Source organism: Streptomyces sedi, from assembly GCF_006335015.1.
In the GTDB taxonomy this organism is placed as follows: Bacteria; Actinomycetota; Actinomycetes; order Streptomycetales; family Streptomycetaceae; genus Streptomyces; species Streptomyces sedi.
In genome coordinates, this window is sequence record NZ_VDGT01000013.1 from 125,059 (window position 1) to 139,791 (window position 14,733).

Annotated in this window: 18 protein-coding genes; 8 read left to right on the forward strand and 10 right to left on the reverse strand. The window is 73.3% G+C overall.

What is annotated here, in order from left to right; all coding sequences use genetic code 11:
• Window positions 1–22: 22 nt before the first annotated feature.
• Entirely contained in the window at window positions 23–586 is a 564-nt protein-coding gene (locus FH715_RS18035; RefSeq protein WP_139646547.1) for a heme-binding beta-barrel domain-containing protein, read from the reverse strand.
• Window positions 587–1,009: 423 nt separating this feature from the next.
• On the opposite strand from FH715_RS18035, the gene FH715_RS18040 reads away from it, so the two are divergent.
• Window positions 1,010–1,372: a DsrE family protein gene (locus FH715_RS18040; RefSeq protein ID WP_097233193.1), complete on the forward strand. Its 363-nt coding sequence runs from the start codon at window positions 1,010–1,012 to the stop codon at window positions 1,370–1,372.
• Window positions 1,373–1,541: 169 nt separating this feature from the next.
• Here the strand turns inward: FH715_RS18040 and FH715_RS18045 are convergent, their stop codons facing one another.
• The 6 genes from FH715_RS18045 to FH715_RS18065 all read right to left on the reverse strand — a co-directional run bounded on the left by FH715_RS18045 (window position 1,542) and on the right by FH715_RS18065 (window position 5,293).
• On the reverse strand, window positions 1,542–1,829 hold the full coding sequence (locus FH715_RS18045; RefSeq protein WP_139646549.1) for a DUF1416 domain-containing protein: 288 nt from the start codon (window positions 1,827–1,829) through the stop codon (window positions 1,542–1,544).
• A 75-nt stretch (window positions 1,830–1,904) separates the two neighbouring features.
• Complete coding sequence (locus FH715_RS18050) at window positions 1,905–2,744, reverse strand: sulfurtransferase (protein WP_139646551.1); 840 nt, start codon at window positions 2,742–2,744, stop codon at window positions 1,905–1,907.
• A 122-nt stretch (window positions 2,745–2,866) separates the two neighbouring features.
• Window positions 2,867–2,968: a putative leader peptide gene (locus FH715_RS29560; RefSeq protein ID WP_425472741.1), complete on the reverse strand. Its 102-nt coding sequence runs from the start codon at window positions 2,966–2,968 to the stop codon at window positions 2,867–2,869.
• A gap of 311 nt (window positions 2,969–3,279) precedes the next feature.
• On the reverse strand, window positions 3,280–4,002 hold the full coding sequence (locus FH715_RS18055) for an LmeA family phospholipid-binding protein (protein WP_139646552.1): 723 nt from the start codon (window positions 4,000–4,002) through the stop codon (window positions 3,280–3,282).
• A gap of 176 nt (window positions 4,003–4,178) precedes the next feature.
• On the reverse strand, window positions 4,179–4,985 hold the full coding sequence (locus FH715_RS18060) for a hypothetical protein (protein WP_211367699.1): 807 nt from the start codon (window positions 4,983–4,985) through the stop codon (window positions 4,179–4,181).
• A gap of 41 nt (window positions 4,986–5,026) precedes the next feature.
• The gene (locus tag FH715_RS18065) at window positions 5,027–5,293 is read right to left on the reverse strand and encodes a MoaD/ThiS family protein (protein WP_139646553.1); all 267 of its coding nucleotides are present in this window, start codon (window positions 5,291–5,293) and stop codon (window positions 5,027–5,029) included.
• A 340-nt stretch (window positions 5,294–5,633) separates the two neighbouring features.
• On the opposite strand from FH715_RS18065, the gene FH715_RS18070 reads away from it, so the two are divergent.
• On the forward strand, window positions 5,634–6,392 hold the full coding sequence (locus FH715_RS18070; protein ID WP_139646554.1) for a winged helix-turn-helix transcriptional regulator: 759 nt from the start codon (window positions 5,634–5,636) through the stop codon (window positions 6,390–6,392).
• A gap of 131 nt (window positions 6,393–6,523) precedes the next feature.
• On the forward strand, window positions 6,524–7,552 hold the full coding sequence (locus FH715_RS18075; protein ID WP_139646557.1) for a LacI family DNA-binding transcriptional regulator: 1,029 nt from the start codon (window positions 6,524–6,526) through the stop codon (window positions 7,550–7,552).
• A gap of 349 nt (window positions 7,553–7,901) precedes the next feature.
• Here FH715_RS18075 and soxR read toward each other — a convergent pair whose 3' ends face one another.
• On the reverse strand, window positions 7,902–8,423 hold the full coding sequence (soxR, locus tag FH715_RS18080; protein ID WP_139646560.1) for a redox-sensitive transcriptional activator SoxR: 522 nt from the start codon (window positions 8,421–8,423) through the stop codon (window positions 7,902–7,904).
• 96 nt (window positions 8,424–8,519) lie between these two features.
• Here soxR and FH715_RS18085 point away from each other — a divergent pair, with 96 nt between their 5' ends.
• From FH715_RS18085 to FH715_RS18095, 3 genes are all read left to right on the forward strand, one after another.
• Window positions 8,520–9,362 (forward strand): metallophosphoesterase family protein, encoded by an 843-nt coding sequence (locus FH715_RS18085; RefSeq protein ID WP_139646695.1) that lies wholly within the window; start codon window positions 8,520–8,522, stop codon window positions 9,360–9,362.
• Window positions 9,359–10,033: a 4'-phosphopantetheinyl transferase family protein gene (locus tag FH715_RS18090; protein ID WP_139646561.1), complete on the forward strand. Its 675-nt coding sequence runs from the start codon at window positions 9,359–9,361 to the stop codon at window positions 10,031–10,033. The genes FH715_RS18085 and FH715_RS18090 overlap by 4 nt, the downstream gene beginning before the upstream one ends.
• A 91-nt stretch (window positions 10,034–10,124) precedes the next feature.
• Window positions 10,125–10,514, forward strand: a complete 390-nt coding sequence (locus FH715_RS18095; protein WP_139646563.1) for a hypothetical protein — start codon at window positions 10,125–10,127, stop codon at window positions 10,512–10,514.
• 30 nt (window positions 10,515–10,544) lie between these two features.
• On the opposite strand, the gene FH715_RS18100 is transcribed toward FH715_RS18095, so the two are convergent.
• Together FH715_RS18100 and FH715_RS18105 are read right to left on the reverse strand one after the other, a co-directional pair.
• Window positions 10,545–11,198, reverse strand: coding sequence for an ABC transporter ATP-binding protein (locus tag FH715_RS18100; protein WP_139646565.1), 654 nt, complete (start codon window positions 11,196–11,198; stop codon window positions 10,545–10,547).
• Window positions 11,195–12,280, reverse strand: a complete 1,086-nt coding sequence (locus FH715_RS18105) for an ABC transporter permease (protein WP_139646567.1) — start codon at window positions 12,278–12,280, stop codon at window positions 11,195–11,197. Before FH715_RS18105 ends, FH715_RS18100 begins: the two co-directional genes overlap by 4 nt.
• A 200-nt stretch (window positions 12,281–12,480) precedes the next feature.
• On the opposite strand from FH715_RS18105, the gene FH715_RS18110 reads away from it, so the two are divergent.
• A complete protein-coding gene (locus FH715_RS18110) occupies window positions 12,481–13,728 on the forward strand; it encodes a sensor histidine kinase (RefSeq protein WP_139646569.1) in 1,248 nt (415 codons plus the stop codon).
• Window positions 13,725–14,363 carry a response regulator gene (locus FH715_RS18115; RefSeq protein WP_139646571.1) on the forward strand — a complete coding sequence of 213 codons (639 nt, stop codon included), beginning with the start codon at window positions 13,725–13,727 and terminating at the stop codon, window positions 14,361–14,363. The genes FH715_RS18110 and FH715_RS18115 overlap by 4 nt, the downstream gene beginning before the upstream one ends.
• The last annotated feature ends 370 nt before the right edge of the window (window positions 14,364–14,733 follow it).

Below are 14,733 nucleotides of genomic sequence, written 5' to 3' on the forward strand. Positions count from 1 at the left end.
CCGAAGGGGACCCCGCGTCGGCTCACTTGAAGAAGGCGATCCCGTCGTCCGGGAGGTCCTTCAGGTCGCCGATCCACTCCCGTGGGTTGACCGTCTTCTTCAACTGGGCCGACATGTAGGGGCGCAGCGGCACCTCGGGGGTGGCCTTCTCGCCGACCCACATCAGGTCGCTGTCGACATACCCGTAGAGCCGCTTGCCGCCGGTGTAGGGCGGGCTGGCCTGGGTGCGGGCGATGGCGTCCGTGGCCAGGTCGATCTGGGGCTTGCCGTCGGCCAGTTCGCCGTACCAGACCTCGACGACGCCCTGGTCGCGGACCAGCACCGCCTCGATCTGGCGCTCGGTGTCGATCCGCCAGAAGCCGTGCTCGATCTCCAGGGGTGCCTTGCGCGCCCCGGTCTCGTCGAGCCGCCAGGAGCGCGCGGTGTACTCCAGGAAGTCCCGGCCGTCATGGCTGAAGGTGACCTCCTGCCCGAAGTTGCTCGCCTCCTCGCCCGGGAAGTCGACGACGCCGGCACCCTGCCAGGTGCCGAGGAGGAAGGCGAGCGGGACCAGCGAGGGGTCGAGGTCGGAGGGAATCTCGATCATGGTCAGCGCTGCCCCTGGTAGAGCTTCACCACGACCAGCCCGGTGAACGCGGTGGTGCCGACGGCCACCAGGACCATCAGGGTGATGAAGAATGCCTCAAGCACGGGAAGCTCCTTGCGCTCGGCGCCGGATGTGAAGAACGTTCCCGGCCGAGTCTAGTGGCCACACTCCTGGGCAGCTTCGGGAGGTGGGCCGCCTGAGGCACACGGTGTGGCACACGCGCCAGAGGACGCCTTGACCGTTTTGTGATCACCGCGACTGAACGTGTTTGGCCATTCTCGCGTCTAAGCGCGTGGAAAGGATGTGATCATGAGTTGTCCAAATTGTGGCGGGACCATGTATCAGGGTCCGCAGGGAGACTGGGTCTGCGCTACCTGCGGCACGACTCGCTAGCCTCCGGACCCGCCCGGCTACGGTGGTCCCATGGCTCAGAAGCTGGTGGTGAAGGTGACGGCGGGGGCGGACGCCCCCGAGCGTTGCTCGCAGGCGTTCACGGTGGCCGCGGTGGCCGCGGCCAGCGGGGTGGAGGTCTCGCTCTGGCTGACCGGGGAGTCGGCCTGGTTCGCGTTGCCCGACCGGGCCGCGGAGTTCCAGTTGCCGCACGCGGCTCCGCTGCCTGAGTTGATCGAGACCGTCCAGGCCGGTGGCCGCGTGACCCTGTGCACGCAGTGCGCGGCGCGCAGGGGAATCACGGAGGACGACGTGATGGAGGGGGTACGCATTGCCGGAGCACAGGTCTTCGTGAGCGAGATCATGCCCGAAGGCGTACGGGCCCTGGTCTACTGACCGGCCCGAGCCGCAGGACAAGGAACGCCGGCGACCGAGCACGGGGCAACATTCAACGGGGAGACGAAGAGGCCGCGCCCGAGAGAGGGGCGCGGCCTCCGCGTGTCCGGATACGTCCGGACGTGGTCGTTCCGCTTGTGGAGGCCGCCCGGGGCGGCCCGCACGCGGCTCAGACGGCGATGCTGACCTCCGTCAGGCCGCCCCGCTGGGCGACGACGCTGCGGTCGGCGGTGCCGCCGGGCACCAGGGCCCGGACGGTCCAGCTGCCCTCGGCCGCGTAGAACCGGAACTGGCCCGTCGCCGAGGTCGGTACCTCGGCGGTGAACTCCCCGGTGGCGTCCAGCAGGCGGACATACCCGGTGACCGGCTCGCCGTCCCTGGTCACCGACCCCTGGATGGTGGTCTCACCCGCCGTGACGCCGCTGGCGTCCGGGCCGCCGGCCTTCGCTCCGCACATGTCTTCCCCTTCTTCCTCAGGTTCCCTGCCGGACGTCGCCGCTCACGGCGTCGCCGGGTCGCTTGCCCTGGCCGGTTACTTGGCCGGGCCGGTCTCCACCGGGACGCCGACGAGCGAGCCGTACTCGGTCCAGGAGCCGTCGTAGTTCTTCACGTTGGGCTGGCCGAGAAGCTCGTGCAGCACGAACCAGGTGTGCGCGGAGCGCTCACCGATGCGGCAGTAGGCGATGGTGTCCTTGGCCAGGTCCACGCCCTCGCCCTGGTACAGCTCCTTCAGCTCGTCGTCGGAGCGGAAGGTGCCGTCGTCGTTGGCCGACTTGGACCAGGGAACGTTGCGGGCGCTCGGGATGTGCCCGCCGACCTGGGACTGCTCCTGCGGCAGGTGCGCCGGGGCGAGCAGCTTGCCGCTGAACTCGTCGGGGGAGCGCACGTCGACCAGGTTCTGCTCGCCGATGGCGGCGACGACCTCGTCGCGGAACGCGCGGATCGAGGTGTCCTGCGCCTGCGCCCGGTACTCGGTGGCGGCGCGGGTCGGCACCTCGGCGACCAGGTCGCGGGAGTCCAGCTCCCACTTCTTGCGACCGCCGTCCAGCAGGCGGACGTCCGCGTGGCCGTAGAGCTTGAAGTACCAGTAGGCGTAGGCGGCGAACCAGTTGTTGTTCCCGCCGTAGAGGACCACCGTGTCGTCGTTGGCGATGCCCTTGGCGGAGAGCAGCTTCTCGAAGCCGTCCTGGTCGACGAAGTCGCGGCGGACCGGGTCCTGGAGCTCCTGCTTCCAGTCGATCCGGATCGCGTTCTTGATGTGGTTCTTCTCGTAGGCCGAGGTGTCCTCGTCGACTTCCACGAGCACGACCTTCGCGTCGTCGAGGTGGGCCTGGACCCAGTCGGCGTCCACCAGGACGTCACTGCGGCTCATGCGGTTCTCCTTGAGCGAAATGAGGCGGAAAGGGGCTGCCGCAGGGGCGCACGCGCGCGTGGACGGGCGCGGGGCGCACGGGTGAGCGTGTGCGCGGACGCGGCGGGGAAGGGGGCGTGGGATCAGCCGAGGCGACGACAGAGCATGGCCGAAACGCGGCAGAGATCCACCGCGCGCCGCTTGGTGAGCCCCCCGGCGGGGGTGCCCGTCGCCTGCCGCATCATGTCCGTGATCGTACGGAGCGTCCCCGCGCCGTGTCACCGGCGTTCCGCATTCTGAGACGACAGCGTCTGCCATGCGGACGCCCATTGGGCGACCTGTTCGGGGGCGCGGAGAACCGCGCGCATGCTGGCCACCGGCCCGCGCTCGACAACGGCGCGGTACCTGACGGGTGGGTTGTCGGGCGCGGCTGACGGCGCGCGCCGGGGACCACCAGGGGCGCGGGGAACTGCGCGGGCAACCGGCCACCGGCCCGCAGTCGACAGCGGCGCGGAACCCGACAGGCGCGTCGTCGCCCGCGGGCCAGCGCCCAGCGTTACCCGCTGACGCGCATGTTCTCCCCGTCCACGACGACCCTCAGCCCCTCCTCCGTGGGCTCCAGGTCGGTCAGGGAGAGCCCCTCGGGCAGGCCGGCGATGGTCCGTTCCTGGTTGATCTGCTCCTGCGCCGTCCGGCGCACGTCCTCGCCCGGGAGGTCGGGCAGCTCGTCCTCGTCGACCGTGAGGGAGACCTTGTCGTCCTCCAGGTTGACCTCGCCGGTCACCTCGCCGACGTCCAGGGTCTGGCCGAGCGCGCTGGCCTGGAGCACCAGCAGCAGCCGCCCGTCGCCGGCGTACTCGAACTCCACGCCGAAGCCGTTGCCGCTCAACGCCAGCAACTCGCCGTAGGCGCGGGTTAGTTCGGTGTAGCTGATGATTCCCTCGCCGTGCGCGGTCGCCGCCGTCGCCTCGGTGAAGCCGCCGGTGAGCTCGACGTCGTTCAGTTCGACGTCCAGGTTCTGGATGCTCACCTCCTGCTCGTCGACCGTGGCGATGTACGACTTCACGCCCAGGTCCACGTGGCCCAGCTCGCTGTCGAGGACCTGGGTGAGGAACGGGATGCCCTTGATCGACACGCTCGGCTCGTTCTCCAGGCCGAGTCGGTCCTGGACGCGGGAGGCCACCTCGTTCTGGGTCACGTAGAGCGCGACCCGGTCGGCGATCGTGGCCAGTACGGCCAGGACCACGACCACGATCAGGCTTATTCGCAGTGCGCGCATCGGGTGGCGAACCCCCAGGAGAAGACGTGTCCGAAAAGCAGCGCGAGCCTAACCCGTAGCACCCTTACCAGGCAGGGGTGCCCGTTCCTTGCAGCACGCCCGTTACACGCTTCGGCAGGGACACGACAGGCACACGACGGCCTGTCCCCGGGGGCGCCGGCGGGCCGGCGGCCGGCTCAGAGGAGGGCTACGGCCAGCGGATAGACCGCCGGTGCCACCGCCGTCAGCGGCAGCGCCACCCCGGCCGTGAAGTGGACGAACCTCGACGGGAAGTCGTAGGAGGCGACCCGCAGCCCGAGCAGGGCGCACGCCCCGCCGGCCGCGCCCAGCGCGAGCGCCGGCGTGCCGATGTCCTGGCCGCTGGCCCACAGCCCGACGCCGAAGCCGGCCGCCAGCGCCAGCGGCGACGTCAGAGCCGCCGGCCCGGGCAGCGCCCGCACCACCGTCGCCGCCGCCACCCCGCCGGCCGCCACCGCGACCGCCGTGCCCGACACCTCGACGGCGGCCAGCAGCGCGCCCGCCACCACCGTCAGCAGCGTCGAGGCCGAGGTCGCGGTCAACGAGTCCAGCCGCTCGTCGGACGAACCGCGGTGGCGCAGCTGGAGCACGATCACCAGCAGGAACCACACGCCCAGCACGCCGAGCAGCGCCCCCGGCACGTCGTCCTCGTCCACCACCAGCACCGCCGCGTCCGCCGCCAGCCCGCCGGCGAACGCCAGCACGATGCCCTGCCTGGCCGGCCACATCCCGTTGAGCCGGAACCAGCCAGCAGCCGTCACCGCCTGGAGCAGCACCACAGCCGGCAGCGCCGCCCACTGCCCGAAGGACGCGCCCGCCGCCAGCAGCCCCGCCAGCACGGCGGTCAGCAGCGCCGGCTGCCACCCCGGGCTGATGATCGGGGAACGGGCCCGATGCCGCGCCCTCGTCGCCCCCTGGCCGGCCGACGCCTCGGCGTCCGTCCCCGGCGCGGTCCTCGCGTTCACACTCGCCCTCCCGGCCTGGCCGTCCTCCGCGTGCGGACCGCTCATCGCGCACCCCCGGCGAACGGCGGCAGCACCTCGACGGTGCCCCCCTCCGTCAACGCGACCGAGGCGTGCTCCCGCCGGCCGACCTGCGCGCCGTCCACCAGGAAGGCGCAGCGCGCCAGCACCCGGTCGAACTCGGCGCTGTCGGCGTGCCGCCGCTGCGCCGCCGCGAGCGCCTCGGCCAGGTCGGCCGCGTCATAGGGTTCCTCCGCCGTGCCGGCGGCTGCCTTGGCCGCCGCCCAGTACCGGATCGTGCCGCTCGCCATCTTCTCCGCTCTCCGCCCACCGGCCGGGAGTGTGCCGACCGGGAGTTTGTGGTGCCGCCCCATGATGGCCCCTGCCGCGCCCGGCGCACGCCTCCGGCCCACCGGCGCCCCCCTTCACTCCCCGGCGTGAACGACGTAACGCCGGTGAAACGCGCGGGAAACCGAAGGAGACCCTCGGGGAGACCAGTGTGATACACGCCCCTGCGCGCCGGTCACCGCTTCGGCTATGCTGCTGGATCAGAGGGACCCGGGCGAAGACGCCGATACGGGTCCTTTCGCGCTTTCAGGGCCCAGCCGCTCGACCGTCCCGCGCCAGGACTGAGGAAGGAAAGCCTTCGAGATGAGTTCGCTGCTACTCCTGACCAACGCGCTCCAGCCGTCCTCCCAGGTACTCCCCGCGCTCGAACTCCTCCTGCACAACGTGCGGGTCGCCCCCGCCGAGGGCCCCGCGCTGGTGGACGCCCCCAACTCCGACGTGATCCTCGTCGACGGCCGCAGGGACCTCCCGCAGGTGCGTTCCCTCTGCCAGCTGCTCCGCTCCACGGGCCCCGGCTGCCCGCTGATGCTCATCGTCACCGAGGGCGGCCTCGCCGCCGTCACCGCTGACTGGGGCGTCGACGACGTGCTCCTCGACACGGCGGGCCCCGCCGAGGTCGAGGCCAGGCTGCGGCTGGCCACCGGCCGCCAGCAGCTGACCGCCGACGACAGCCCCGCGGAGATCCGCAACGGCGACCTCTCCGTCGACGAGGCGACCTACAGCGCCAAGCTCAAGGGCCGGGTGCTCGACCTCACCTTCAAGGAGTTCGAGCTGCTCAAGTACCTGGCGCAGCACCCGGGTCGGGTCTTCACCCGCGCCCAGCTGCTCCAGGAGGTCTGGGGCTACGACTACTTCGGCGGCACCCGCACCGTGGACGTCCACGTGCGGCGGCTGCGCGCCAAGCTCGGCCCCGAGCACGAGTCGCTGATCGGCACCGTGCGCAACGTCGGCTACCGCTTCGTCGTCCCCGAGAAGGAGAAGGCGGCGGAGAGGGAGCAGGCCCGCGCGGTCACCCGCGAGGCCGAGCAGGTCGTGAAGGAAGCCGCCGCGCGTCGCGACTGAACCTCCCCGCACGGTGCTCGCGCCGTACCCCGGAGTAACCGACGGGGTGGCGGCGGAGCGACCGGGGTCGGGTGACGGCGGAACGTGATGATCCGTATCCCAAGGGGCGGTTGCGCGCGTAGACTTCCCCCGTGGCCAAGGTGACGCGGGACGATGTGGCGCGACTGGCGGGGACCTCCACCGCCGTCGTCAGCTATGTCATCAACAACGGTCCGCGCCCGGTGGCCGCGGGCACCAGGGAGCGGGTCCTCGCCGCGATCAAGGAGTTGGGGTACCGCCCCGACCGGGTCGCCCAGGCGATGGCCTCCCAACGCACGGACCTGATCGGGCTGATCGTGCCCGACGCGAGACAGCCGTTCTTCGCCGAGATGGCACACGCGGTCGAGCAGGCCGCCGCCGAGCGCGGGAAGATGGTCCTGGTGGGGAACTCGGACTACCTGGACGAGCGCGAGGTGCACTACCTGCGGGCGTTCCTCGGGATGCGGGTCTCCGGGCTGATCCTGATCAGCCAGGGCCCGAGCGAGCACGCCGCCACCGAGATCGACGCCTGGGACGCCCGCGTGGTGCTGCTGCACCGCAGGCCGGAGGCGATCGACGACGTGGCCGTCGTCCTGGACGACATCGGCGGCGCCGAGCGGCTCGTCCACCACCTGCTGGGACACGGCCACCCGTATGTCGCCTGTCTCGGCGGCGTCGACTCGACGCCCGAGCTGGGCGACCCGGTCACGGACCATGTCACGGGCTGGCGGCGGGCGATGGAGGTCGCCGGGCTCTCCACGGAGGGCCGGCTCTTCAAGGCCCCCTACAACCGCTACGACGCCTACCGCATCGCCCTCGACCTGCTCGCCGGCCCCGACCGCCCGCCGGCGCTGGTCTGCGCGACGGACGACCAGGCGATCGGCGTGCTGCGCGCGGCGCGTGAGCTGCGGATCGACGTGCCGGGGGAGTTGGCGGTCGCGGGCTTCGACGACGTGAAGGAGGCGTGGCTCACGGACCCGCCGCTGACCACGGTCGGCTCCGACCGGGTGGCGATGGCGCGGGCCGCGGTGGATCTCGCGATAGGTGACCACCAGGGCGGCACGCCGCCGGAGCGGTTGCGCCAGTTTCCGGTGACGCTGCGGTTGCGCGCGTCCTGTGGCTGCCCCGGCACGGACGCCTAGCGCCGGCGGGGCGCAGCCGACGACGCACGCGGGTGGCTTGGGTGGGTTGTCGTCCTGCGGCTCGGTGTGTGGTTGCTCGCGCAGTTCCCCGCGCCCCTGTTGGGCCGGTGGGCGGCTTGGGGGCGCGGGGAACTGCGCGAATGCTGGGTGGCGGGGGTTGGTCGACTACGGAGCTTCGTGGCTGGGTGGGTTGTCGGCGTGAGCCCGGTGGTGGGTTGCTCGCGCAGTTCCCCGCGCCCCTTGGTTGTGGTGGGCGTGGTCGGTCAGGTGCGGGTTCACCTTCGGCTGGTGACGGCCTGCCTGGGGGCGCGGGGAACTGCGCGAATGCTGGGTGGCGGGCCGCACGCGACTATGGTTCGCACCGGCCAGGTGGGTTGTCGGCGCCGGAGGCGCAATCCGACGGAGTGCCGTCTTCGAGGAGGCGGCGGGGGCCGCTGCCCTCGCGGGCGCAGATGTCGTACGGGTTGGCCAGCATGCAGCTCTCCAGCGACAGACAGCCGCACCCGATGCACTCCGTGAGGTCGTCCCGCAGCCGTACCAGCTGGCGGATCCTGGCGTCCAGGTCGGCCCGCCAGGAGGCGGAGACCTCCGCCCAGTCCGCGGGGGTCGGCGTGCGTTCCTCCGGGAGCCGCGTCAGCGCCTCGCGGATCGCCTGCAACGGCATCCCCACGTTCTGGGAGACCCGGATGAACGCGACCCGGCGCAGCATCTCGCGGTGGTAGCGGCGTTGGTTGCCCGAGGTGCGGCGGCTGCTGATCAGCCCCTGCGTCTCGTAGAAGCGCAGCGCGGACGTCGCCACCCCGCTGCGTTCGGCGAGCTGGCCGATGGTGAGTTCCCTCGCGATCCGTGGTGGCGCGCTCTCGGTGGCCATGGAAGCCATGCTAATCCGGTGCGCGGCCGGCCCCGGCCGCTCCGGGCCGCCATCGGGTAGCGTGGACAACCGTGCGCTGAGGAGGGGGAGTTGCCGATGGGACGCCTGGTCGCCATCAGTGACCTCCACGTTCGGTACCCGGAGAACCGGGCGATCGTGGAGCGGTTGACGCCCGAGTCCGACGACGACTGGCTGCTGGTCGCCGGCGACATCGGCGAGGTGATGGCGGACATCGAGTGGACGTTGACGGTGCTCGCCGAGCGCTTCGCCCGGGTGATCTGGACGCCGGGGAACCACGAGCTGTGGACCCCCAAGGAGGACCCGGTCCAGCTGACCGGCGAGGCCCGCTACCGGCATCTGGTGGCGCTCTGTCGCCGGCTCGGCGTGCTCACGCCCGAGGACCCCTACCCGGTGTGGGAGGGGGAGGGCGGGCCGGCCGTGATCGTGCCGCTGTTCCTGCACTACGACTACTCGTTCCGGCCCGCCGGCACCCGCACCAAGGAGCAGGCGATGGCGGTCGCCGAGGCCGCGGGCGTGATCTGCACCGACGAGTACATGATCACGCCGGACCCGCACCCGAACTCCGAGAGCTGGTGCGCGGCGCGCCTCGCGTACACGGAGGAGCGGCTGGCGAACGAGCTGCCCGAGGGGCTGCCGACCGTTCTGGTCAACCACTATCCGCTGGTCCGCGAGCCGACACGGGTGCTGCGTTACCCCGAGTTCGCGCTGTGGTGCGGCACCGAGCGCACCGAGGAGTGGCCGGTCCGCTACCGCGCGGCCTGCGTCGTCTACGGGCATCTGCACATTCCCCGGCTGATCCGGCACGCGGGCGTTCCGCACCAGGAGGTGTCCCTGGGGTACCCCAGGGAGTGGAAGCCGCGCGCCGCCGAGCCCGGGCGTCTGGTGCCGATCATGCCGGGAGTGGGGGCCGCACGGTGATCGAGGAGTTGTTGCCGCCGCCGCTCGCCGTCGTCGAGTCGTTCGGCGACCCGGAGGAGCCGCCGGCGCTCTTTCCGGAGGAGGAGCGCGTGATAGCGCGCGCGGTCGACGGCAGGCGCCGGGAGTTCACCACCGTGCGCCACTGCGCGCGGCAGGCGCTGGCCGCGCTCGGCGGCCCGGCCGTGCCGCTGCTGCCCGGCGAACGGGGCGCGCCCGGCTGGCCCGACGGCTATCTCGGCAGCATGACGCACTGCCGCGGCTACCGGGCGGCGGCCGTCGCCCGCGTCGGCGAGGTCGTCGGCGTCGGCATCGACGCGGAGCCGAACGAGCCGCTGCGCGACCGCGACGTGCTGCGGCTGATCGCGCTGCCCGAGGAACGCGAGATGCTGGCCCGGCTGGACGCCTCCCACCCCGGGGTCTCCTGGGAGCGGCTGCTGTTCAGCGCCAAGGAGAGCGTCTACAAGGTGTGGTTCCCGCTGACCGGCAAGTGGCTGGACTTCGAGGAGGCCCGGCTGGTCATCGACCCGGAGGCCCGCACCTTCGAGGCCGAGCTGCTGGTGCCGGGCCCGGTGGTGGAGGGTGCGAAGATCCAGAACTTCTCCGGGCGCTGGACGTCCGGGAGGGGGCTTTTGGTCACCTCGATTTCACTGTTTCCTGGTTTGCCCGAGTGATGCCGTCGCTAGCCTGCCGCTGACCGTTTCGGCGAGCGGAGGTGCCGCGGTGCGAGCACGAAGACTCGGAGTTCGGTGGTTCGGGGGGGCCGTGACGACGGCGGCGTGCTGCGCCTGCCTCACGTCCTGCCTGCCGTGGGACAAGGGGGGCGGCGGCCCCACGGACGAGCCGGCCCGCCCGGCCGCCGCCGGCGAGCTGGACGGGGTGTGGCTCACCGGCGAGGACGAGAACGACTCGATCCTCACGATCAACGACGACCAGGTCTACTTCACCGAGAGCCAGAGCGGCGAGGGCGACACCTGCGAGGGCACCGTCGTCAACGGCCTGATCCAGCTGGAGAGCTGCGAGCGCAACGGCGGGCGGGTCTTCACGGAACGCAGCGCGCACGCGCTGCTCCAGGGCGACGACCTGCGCCTGACCTGGGTCTCCGGCGAGCAGGAGACCTACACCCCGATGCTGGACGTCGCAGGGCGGGAGTGAGACGGCGGGCCGCCGCCGGGTCGGCGGCCCTCACCCGGCGAACTCGACCACCCGGTCGGCCGCCGGGAGGTGCGCGCGGTCGTGGGTGACCAGCACGGTCGCCGTGCCGCGTTCACGGGTGAGGCGGGCGATCAACTCGACGACGGCGGCGCCCCGTTCGTGGTCCAGCGCGCTCGTCGGCTCGTCCACGAGCAGCACCGCGGGGTCGTTCGTCAGGGCGCGGGCGAGGTTGACGCGCTGGCGCTGGCCGCCGGAGAGCCGGTGCGGGCGGCGGCCGGCGAGGTCGGCGAGGCCGACGGCGTCCAGCAGCTCCATGGCCCGGCCGCGTGCCCCGCGCGCCGCGCGGCCACCGAGCCCGGCCATGACCTGGAGCTGTTCGACGGCGGTGAGCGACGGCAGCAGGTGGGGGTGCTGGAAGGCGATCCCGATCCGCCGCCCGCGCAGCTCGGTGAGGGCGCCGCGCCCCATCCCCGTGGTGCGGACGCCGTCGACCGTCACGGTCCCGGTGTCGGGGGTGATCAGCGTGGCGGCGACCGCGAGCAGGCTGGACTTCCCCGAACCCGAGGGGCCGACGACGGCGGTCAGGCAGCCTCCCGGCACGCTGAGGTCGACCCGGTCCAGCGCGGTCAGCCGCGTGTCGCCGTCGGGGTAGGTGAGGGTGACGTCGTTCAGTTCGAGGCTCATCGGACGCTCCCCAGGGCGGTCAGCGGGTCGACCGCGGTGATGCGGCGGATCGCCAGCGCCGCCCCCAGCGTGCCGAGCGCGATCAGCACCGCGGCCGGGCCGACGAGGATGGCGGGCGTCAGGACGAACGGCACCGTCGAGCCGAGGAGCGCCCCCACGGCTGCGGCCAGCGCCGTGCCGAGGAGGGTGCCGCCGGCCAGCAGCACGAGCGCCTGCCCGACGGCGTCCGCGAGCAGCCGGGCGGTGGAGGCCCCCAGCGCCTTCAGGACGGCGACGTCGCCGGCCCGCTGGACGGTCCAGACGGTGAAGAACGCGCCGACGACCAGCGCGGAGATGGCGAAGAGGAAGCCGCGCATCAGCCGCAGCGAACCGTTCTCCGCCGCGTAGGAGCCGATCGCGGTGAGCGAGTCGCCGGTGCGGACGGTCGTGGTGCCGGCCCTCCGGTCGGTGGCCGCGATGTCGGCGCCGGCGGTGGTGGTCAACGCGAGCACGGTGCCGGCCGGCTCCGTGGCCTCGCCGGACGGCGGGGCGACGGCCCGCCAGTCGTCGAGGCCGGTCCAGACGACGGGCGTGTGGTTGTGGAACGCGTCGCCCCGCACGTCGGCCACCCGCAGCTCCCGGCCGGCCAGCGTGAACGGGTCGCCGGCGCTGACGCCCAGCTCCTCGGCCGCGGCACGTGAGAGCACCGCCGAACCGCCGCCGAAGGCGTCGCCCGCCGGAACCAGCCGGGACCCCGGCGCGACGCCGAGCACCGAGACCCCCGCGCCGCGCTCCCCGGCGCTGGCGCGGGTGGTGGCGATCCCCAACGGTTCGGCGCTCTCGACGCCGGGCGCCTCGGACCACAGCCGCCACTGCCGCTCGGTGACGGCGGAGTCGGCGAACGACAGGTCCTGGCCGGCGTCGGGTGAACGGAACGCGATCCGGTCGGCCGGCAGCCCCGCGATCGCCGAGACGTTCCGCTGGGCCAGGCCCTCCGTCAGCCCGGACAGCAGGCCGACGAGCAGGGCGACCAGCAGGATGACGGTTCCCGTGAGGGCGAAGCGGCCCTTGGCGAACCTGAGGTCCCTCCAGGCGACGAACACGACCGGCCCTCCTCTCCGTGGTGGTTCTCGTGGCGGTTGGTGTGCCGTTCCACCGTCGCCGCCGGGCCGCCTTCCGCGCTTCTGGCGGGGGAGGGCACTTCGCGGGCCGAAGGGCGGCGCGCGGGTTCCATCGTTCGATGGAGGCGCGGGGGCGTCGGCCTCCGTAGCCTCGAAGGCATCGTGAAAGCCTCGAAAGCGCCGTGAACCCCTCCCGCACGCCCACGCCCCCGGCCCTCGACTGGTCACTGCACCTGCTGGTCGTCGGCCTGCTCGCGCTCGCCGCCGCGCGGGCCGTCGCCGACGGCCGGCCGCACGCCGGCGCCACCGTCGCGGTCGCGGCGGCGTGCGCCCTGGCGTACGCGGCGGGGCCCGCGCTGCTGGCGCCGCGCCGTTCGCCGTCGGCCGCGGGGTGGTGGTTGGCGGGTGTCGGGCTCGGCTGGCTCGCGCTGCTGGCGCTCACGCCCGACGCCGCGTGGTCGGCGTTCCCGCTGTACTTCCTCCAGCTCCATCTGCTGTCCCGCCGCTTCGGGCTCGCCGCCGTGGCCGGCACCGCGCTGGCCGCCGTCGTCGGCTTCGCCGCCCACCAGCGGGAGTTCGGCCTGGCCATGGCCGTCGGCCCGGCCCTCGGCGCGGCCGTCGCGGTCGCGGTGGTGTGGGGGTACGAGGCCCTTTACCGGGAGAGCGAGGCCCGCCGCCGGCTGATCGAGGAGCTGACCGCGACCCGCGCCGACCTGGCCGCCGCCCAGCACACGGCGGGCGTGCTCGCCGAGCGGGACCGGCTGGCCCGCGAGATCCACGACACCCTCGCGCAGGGCCTGGCCAGCGTCCAGCTGCTGCTGCGCGCCGCCGAACGCGCCCTGCCGGACGCGCCCGAGCAGGCGGCCGGCCACATCGACCGGGCGCGGCGGGCCGCCGTCGACAACCTCGCCGAGGCCCGCAGCTTCGTCGCCGCCCTCGCCCCGCCGGCGTTGGAGGGCACCACGCTGGCCGACGCCCTGGAACGCCTCTGCGCCACCACCGCCGACCGACACCGGCTCGCCGCGCGCTTCCACCGCGCCGGCACGCCGGTGCCGCTCGCGACCGGGCACGAGGCGGCGCTGCTGCGGATCGCGCAGTCGGCGCTGGCCAACACCGTTCTGCACGCCGAGGCCGCCGGCGTCGAGATCACGCTCGGCTATCTCGACGACCGCGTCACGCTCGACATCGTCGACGACGGGCGCGGCTTCGACCCGGCGGGGCTGCCCGCGCCGGACCCCGACAACGGCGGCTTCGGGCTGGCCGCGATGCGCGCCCGCGTGCGGGCGCTCGGCGGCACGCTCACCGTGGAGTCCGCACCGGGCCGGGGCACGGCCGTCGCCGCCCGGGTGCCGCTGGCCGGTTCCCCCGACACCGGCCCCGACACCGGCCCCGCCACCGACCCCGCCACCGGGAACGAGGCCCGCCCGTGACCGAACACGCGCCCGTCCGCCTGCTGCTCGCCGACGACCACCCGGTGGTCAGGGCCGGGCTGCGCGCCGTTCTGGAGACCGAGGAGGGCATCGAGGTCGCCGCCGAGGCCGCCACGGCCGAGGAGGCGGTGGCCCGCGCCGCGAGGGGGGACATCGACGTGGTCCTGATGGACCTCAGGTTCGGCGCCGGCATGGGCGGCGCGGAGGCCACCGCGCTGATCACCGCGCGGGAGGGCGCCCCGCGCGTCGTGGTCGTCACCACCTACGACTCGGACGCCGACACGTTGCCGGCCATCGAGGCGGGCGCCACCGGCTATCTGCTGAAGGACGCCCCGCCGGAGGAGCTGGCCGCCGCCGTCCGCACGGCCGCGGCGGGCCGCACCGCGCTGGCGGCGACGGTCGCCGACCGTCTGCTGCACCGACTGCGCGCACCGGGAACGGCACTGACCCGGCGCGAGACCGAGGTGCTCGGGCTGGTCGCCGACGGGCTCTCCAACCAGGCGGTCGCGCGGCGGCTGCATCTCACGGAGGGAACGGTGAAGTCCCACCTCGCCCGCGTCTACGCCAAGCTCGGCGTCGACTCACGCACGGCGGCCGTCGCGACCGCGACCGACCTGGGGCTGATCCGCCGCTGACGCGGCGCTGACGCGCCGCTGAGGCGCGGTGACGTTCCCCGTCGCGTGGCTGGTGCGCCGCTGGCGTGGCGCTGAGGCGTGGGTGGTACTCCGCGGTCCCCGGCGCGCGCCGTCATGTGAGCTGACCCTCGCGGGCCCAAGCCGCCCACCGGGGTGGAAGGGGCGCGGGGAACTGCGCGGCCAGCCCAGCGCCGAGCCGCACCCGACAACCCACCCGTCAGGTACCGCATCGTTGTCGTCCTCAGGCCGCCACCCAGCATTCGCGCAGTCCCCCGCGCCCCTGGGGTCCGGCGCGGCTCAGCGCAGCGCTCACGCTGCGGGGTGCGGTCGGCTGGTGTCGCCGGCCGCACCCCGGGGGTCTTGGACGCGT

Excerpts from the sequence above, each read along its gene's own strand:
- FH715_RS18035 (WP_139646547.1), bottom strand. The coding sequence starts at position 586 with ATGATCGAGATTCCCTCCGACCTCGACCCCTCGCTGGTCCCGCTCGCC.
- FH715_RS18040 (WP_097233193.1), top strand. The coding sequence starts at position 1,010 with ATGGCTCAGAAGCTGGTGGTGAAGGTGACGGCGGGGGCGGACGCCCCC.
- FH715_RS18045 (WP_139646549.1), bottom strand. The coding sequence starts at position 1,829 with ATGTGCGGAGCGAAGGCCGGCGGCCCGGACGCCAGCGGCGTCACGGCG.
- FH715_RS18050 (WP_139646551.1), bottom strand. The coding sequence starts at position 2,744 with ATGAGCCGCAGTGACGTCCTGGTGGACGCCGACTGGGTCCAGGCCCAC.
- FH715_RS29560 (WP_425472741.1), bottom strand. The coding sequence starts at position 2,968 with ATGATGCGGCAGGCGACGGGCACCCCCGCCGGGGGGCTCACCAAGCGG.
- FH715_RS18055 (WP_139646552.1), bottom strand. The coding sequence starts at position 4,002 with ATGCGCGCACTGCGAATAAGCCTGATCGTGGTCGTGGTCCTGGCCGTA.
- FH715_RS18065 (WP_139646553.1), bottom strand. The coding sequence starts at position 5,293 with ATGGCGAGCGGCACGATCCGGTACTGGGCGGCGGCCAAGGCAGCCGCC.
- FH715_RS18070 (WP_139646554.1), top strand. The coding sequence starts at position 5,634 with ATGAGTTCGCTGCTACTCCTGACCAACGCGCTCCAGCCGTCCTCCCAG.
- soxR (WP_139646560.1), bottom strand. The coding sequence starts at position 8,423 with ATGGCCACCGAGAGCGCGCCACCACGGATCGCGAGGGAACTCACCATC.
- FH715_RS18085 (WP_139646695.1), top strand. The coding sequence starts at position 8,520 with ATGGGACGCCTGGTCGCCATCAGTGACCTCCACGTTCGGTACCCGGAG.
- FH715_RS18100 (WP_139646565.1), bottom strand. The coding sequence starts at position 11,198 with ATGAGCCTCGAACTGAACGACGTCACCCTCACCTACCCCGACGGCGAC.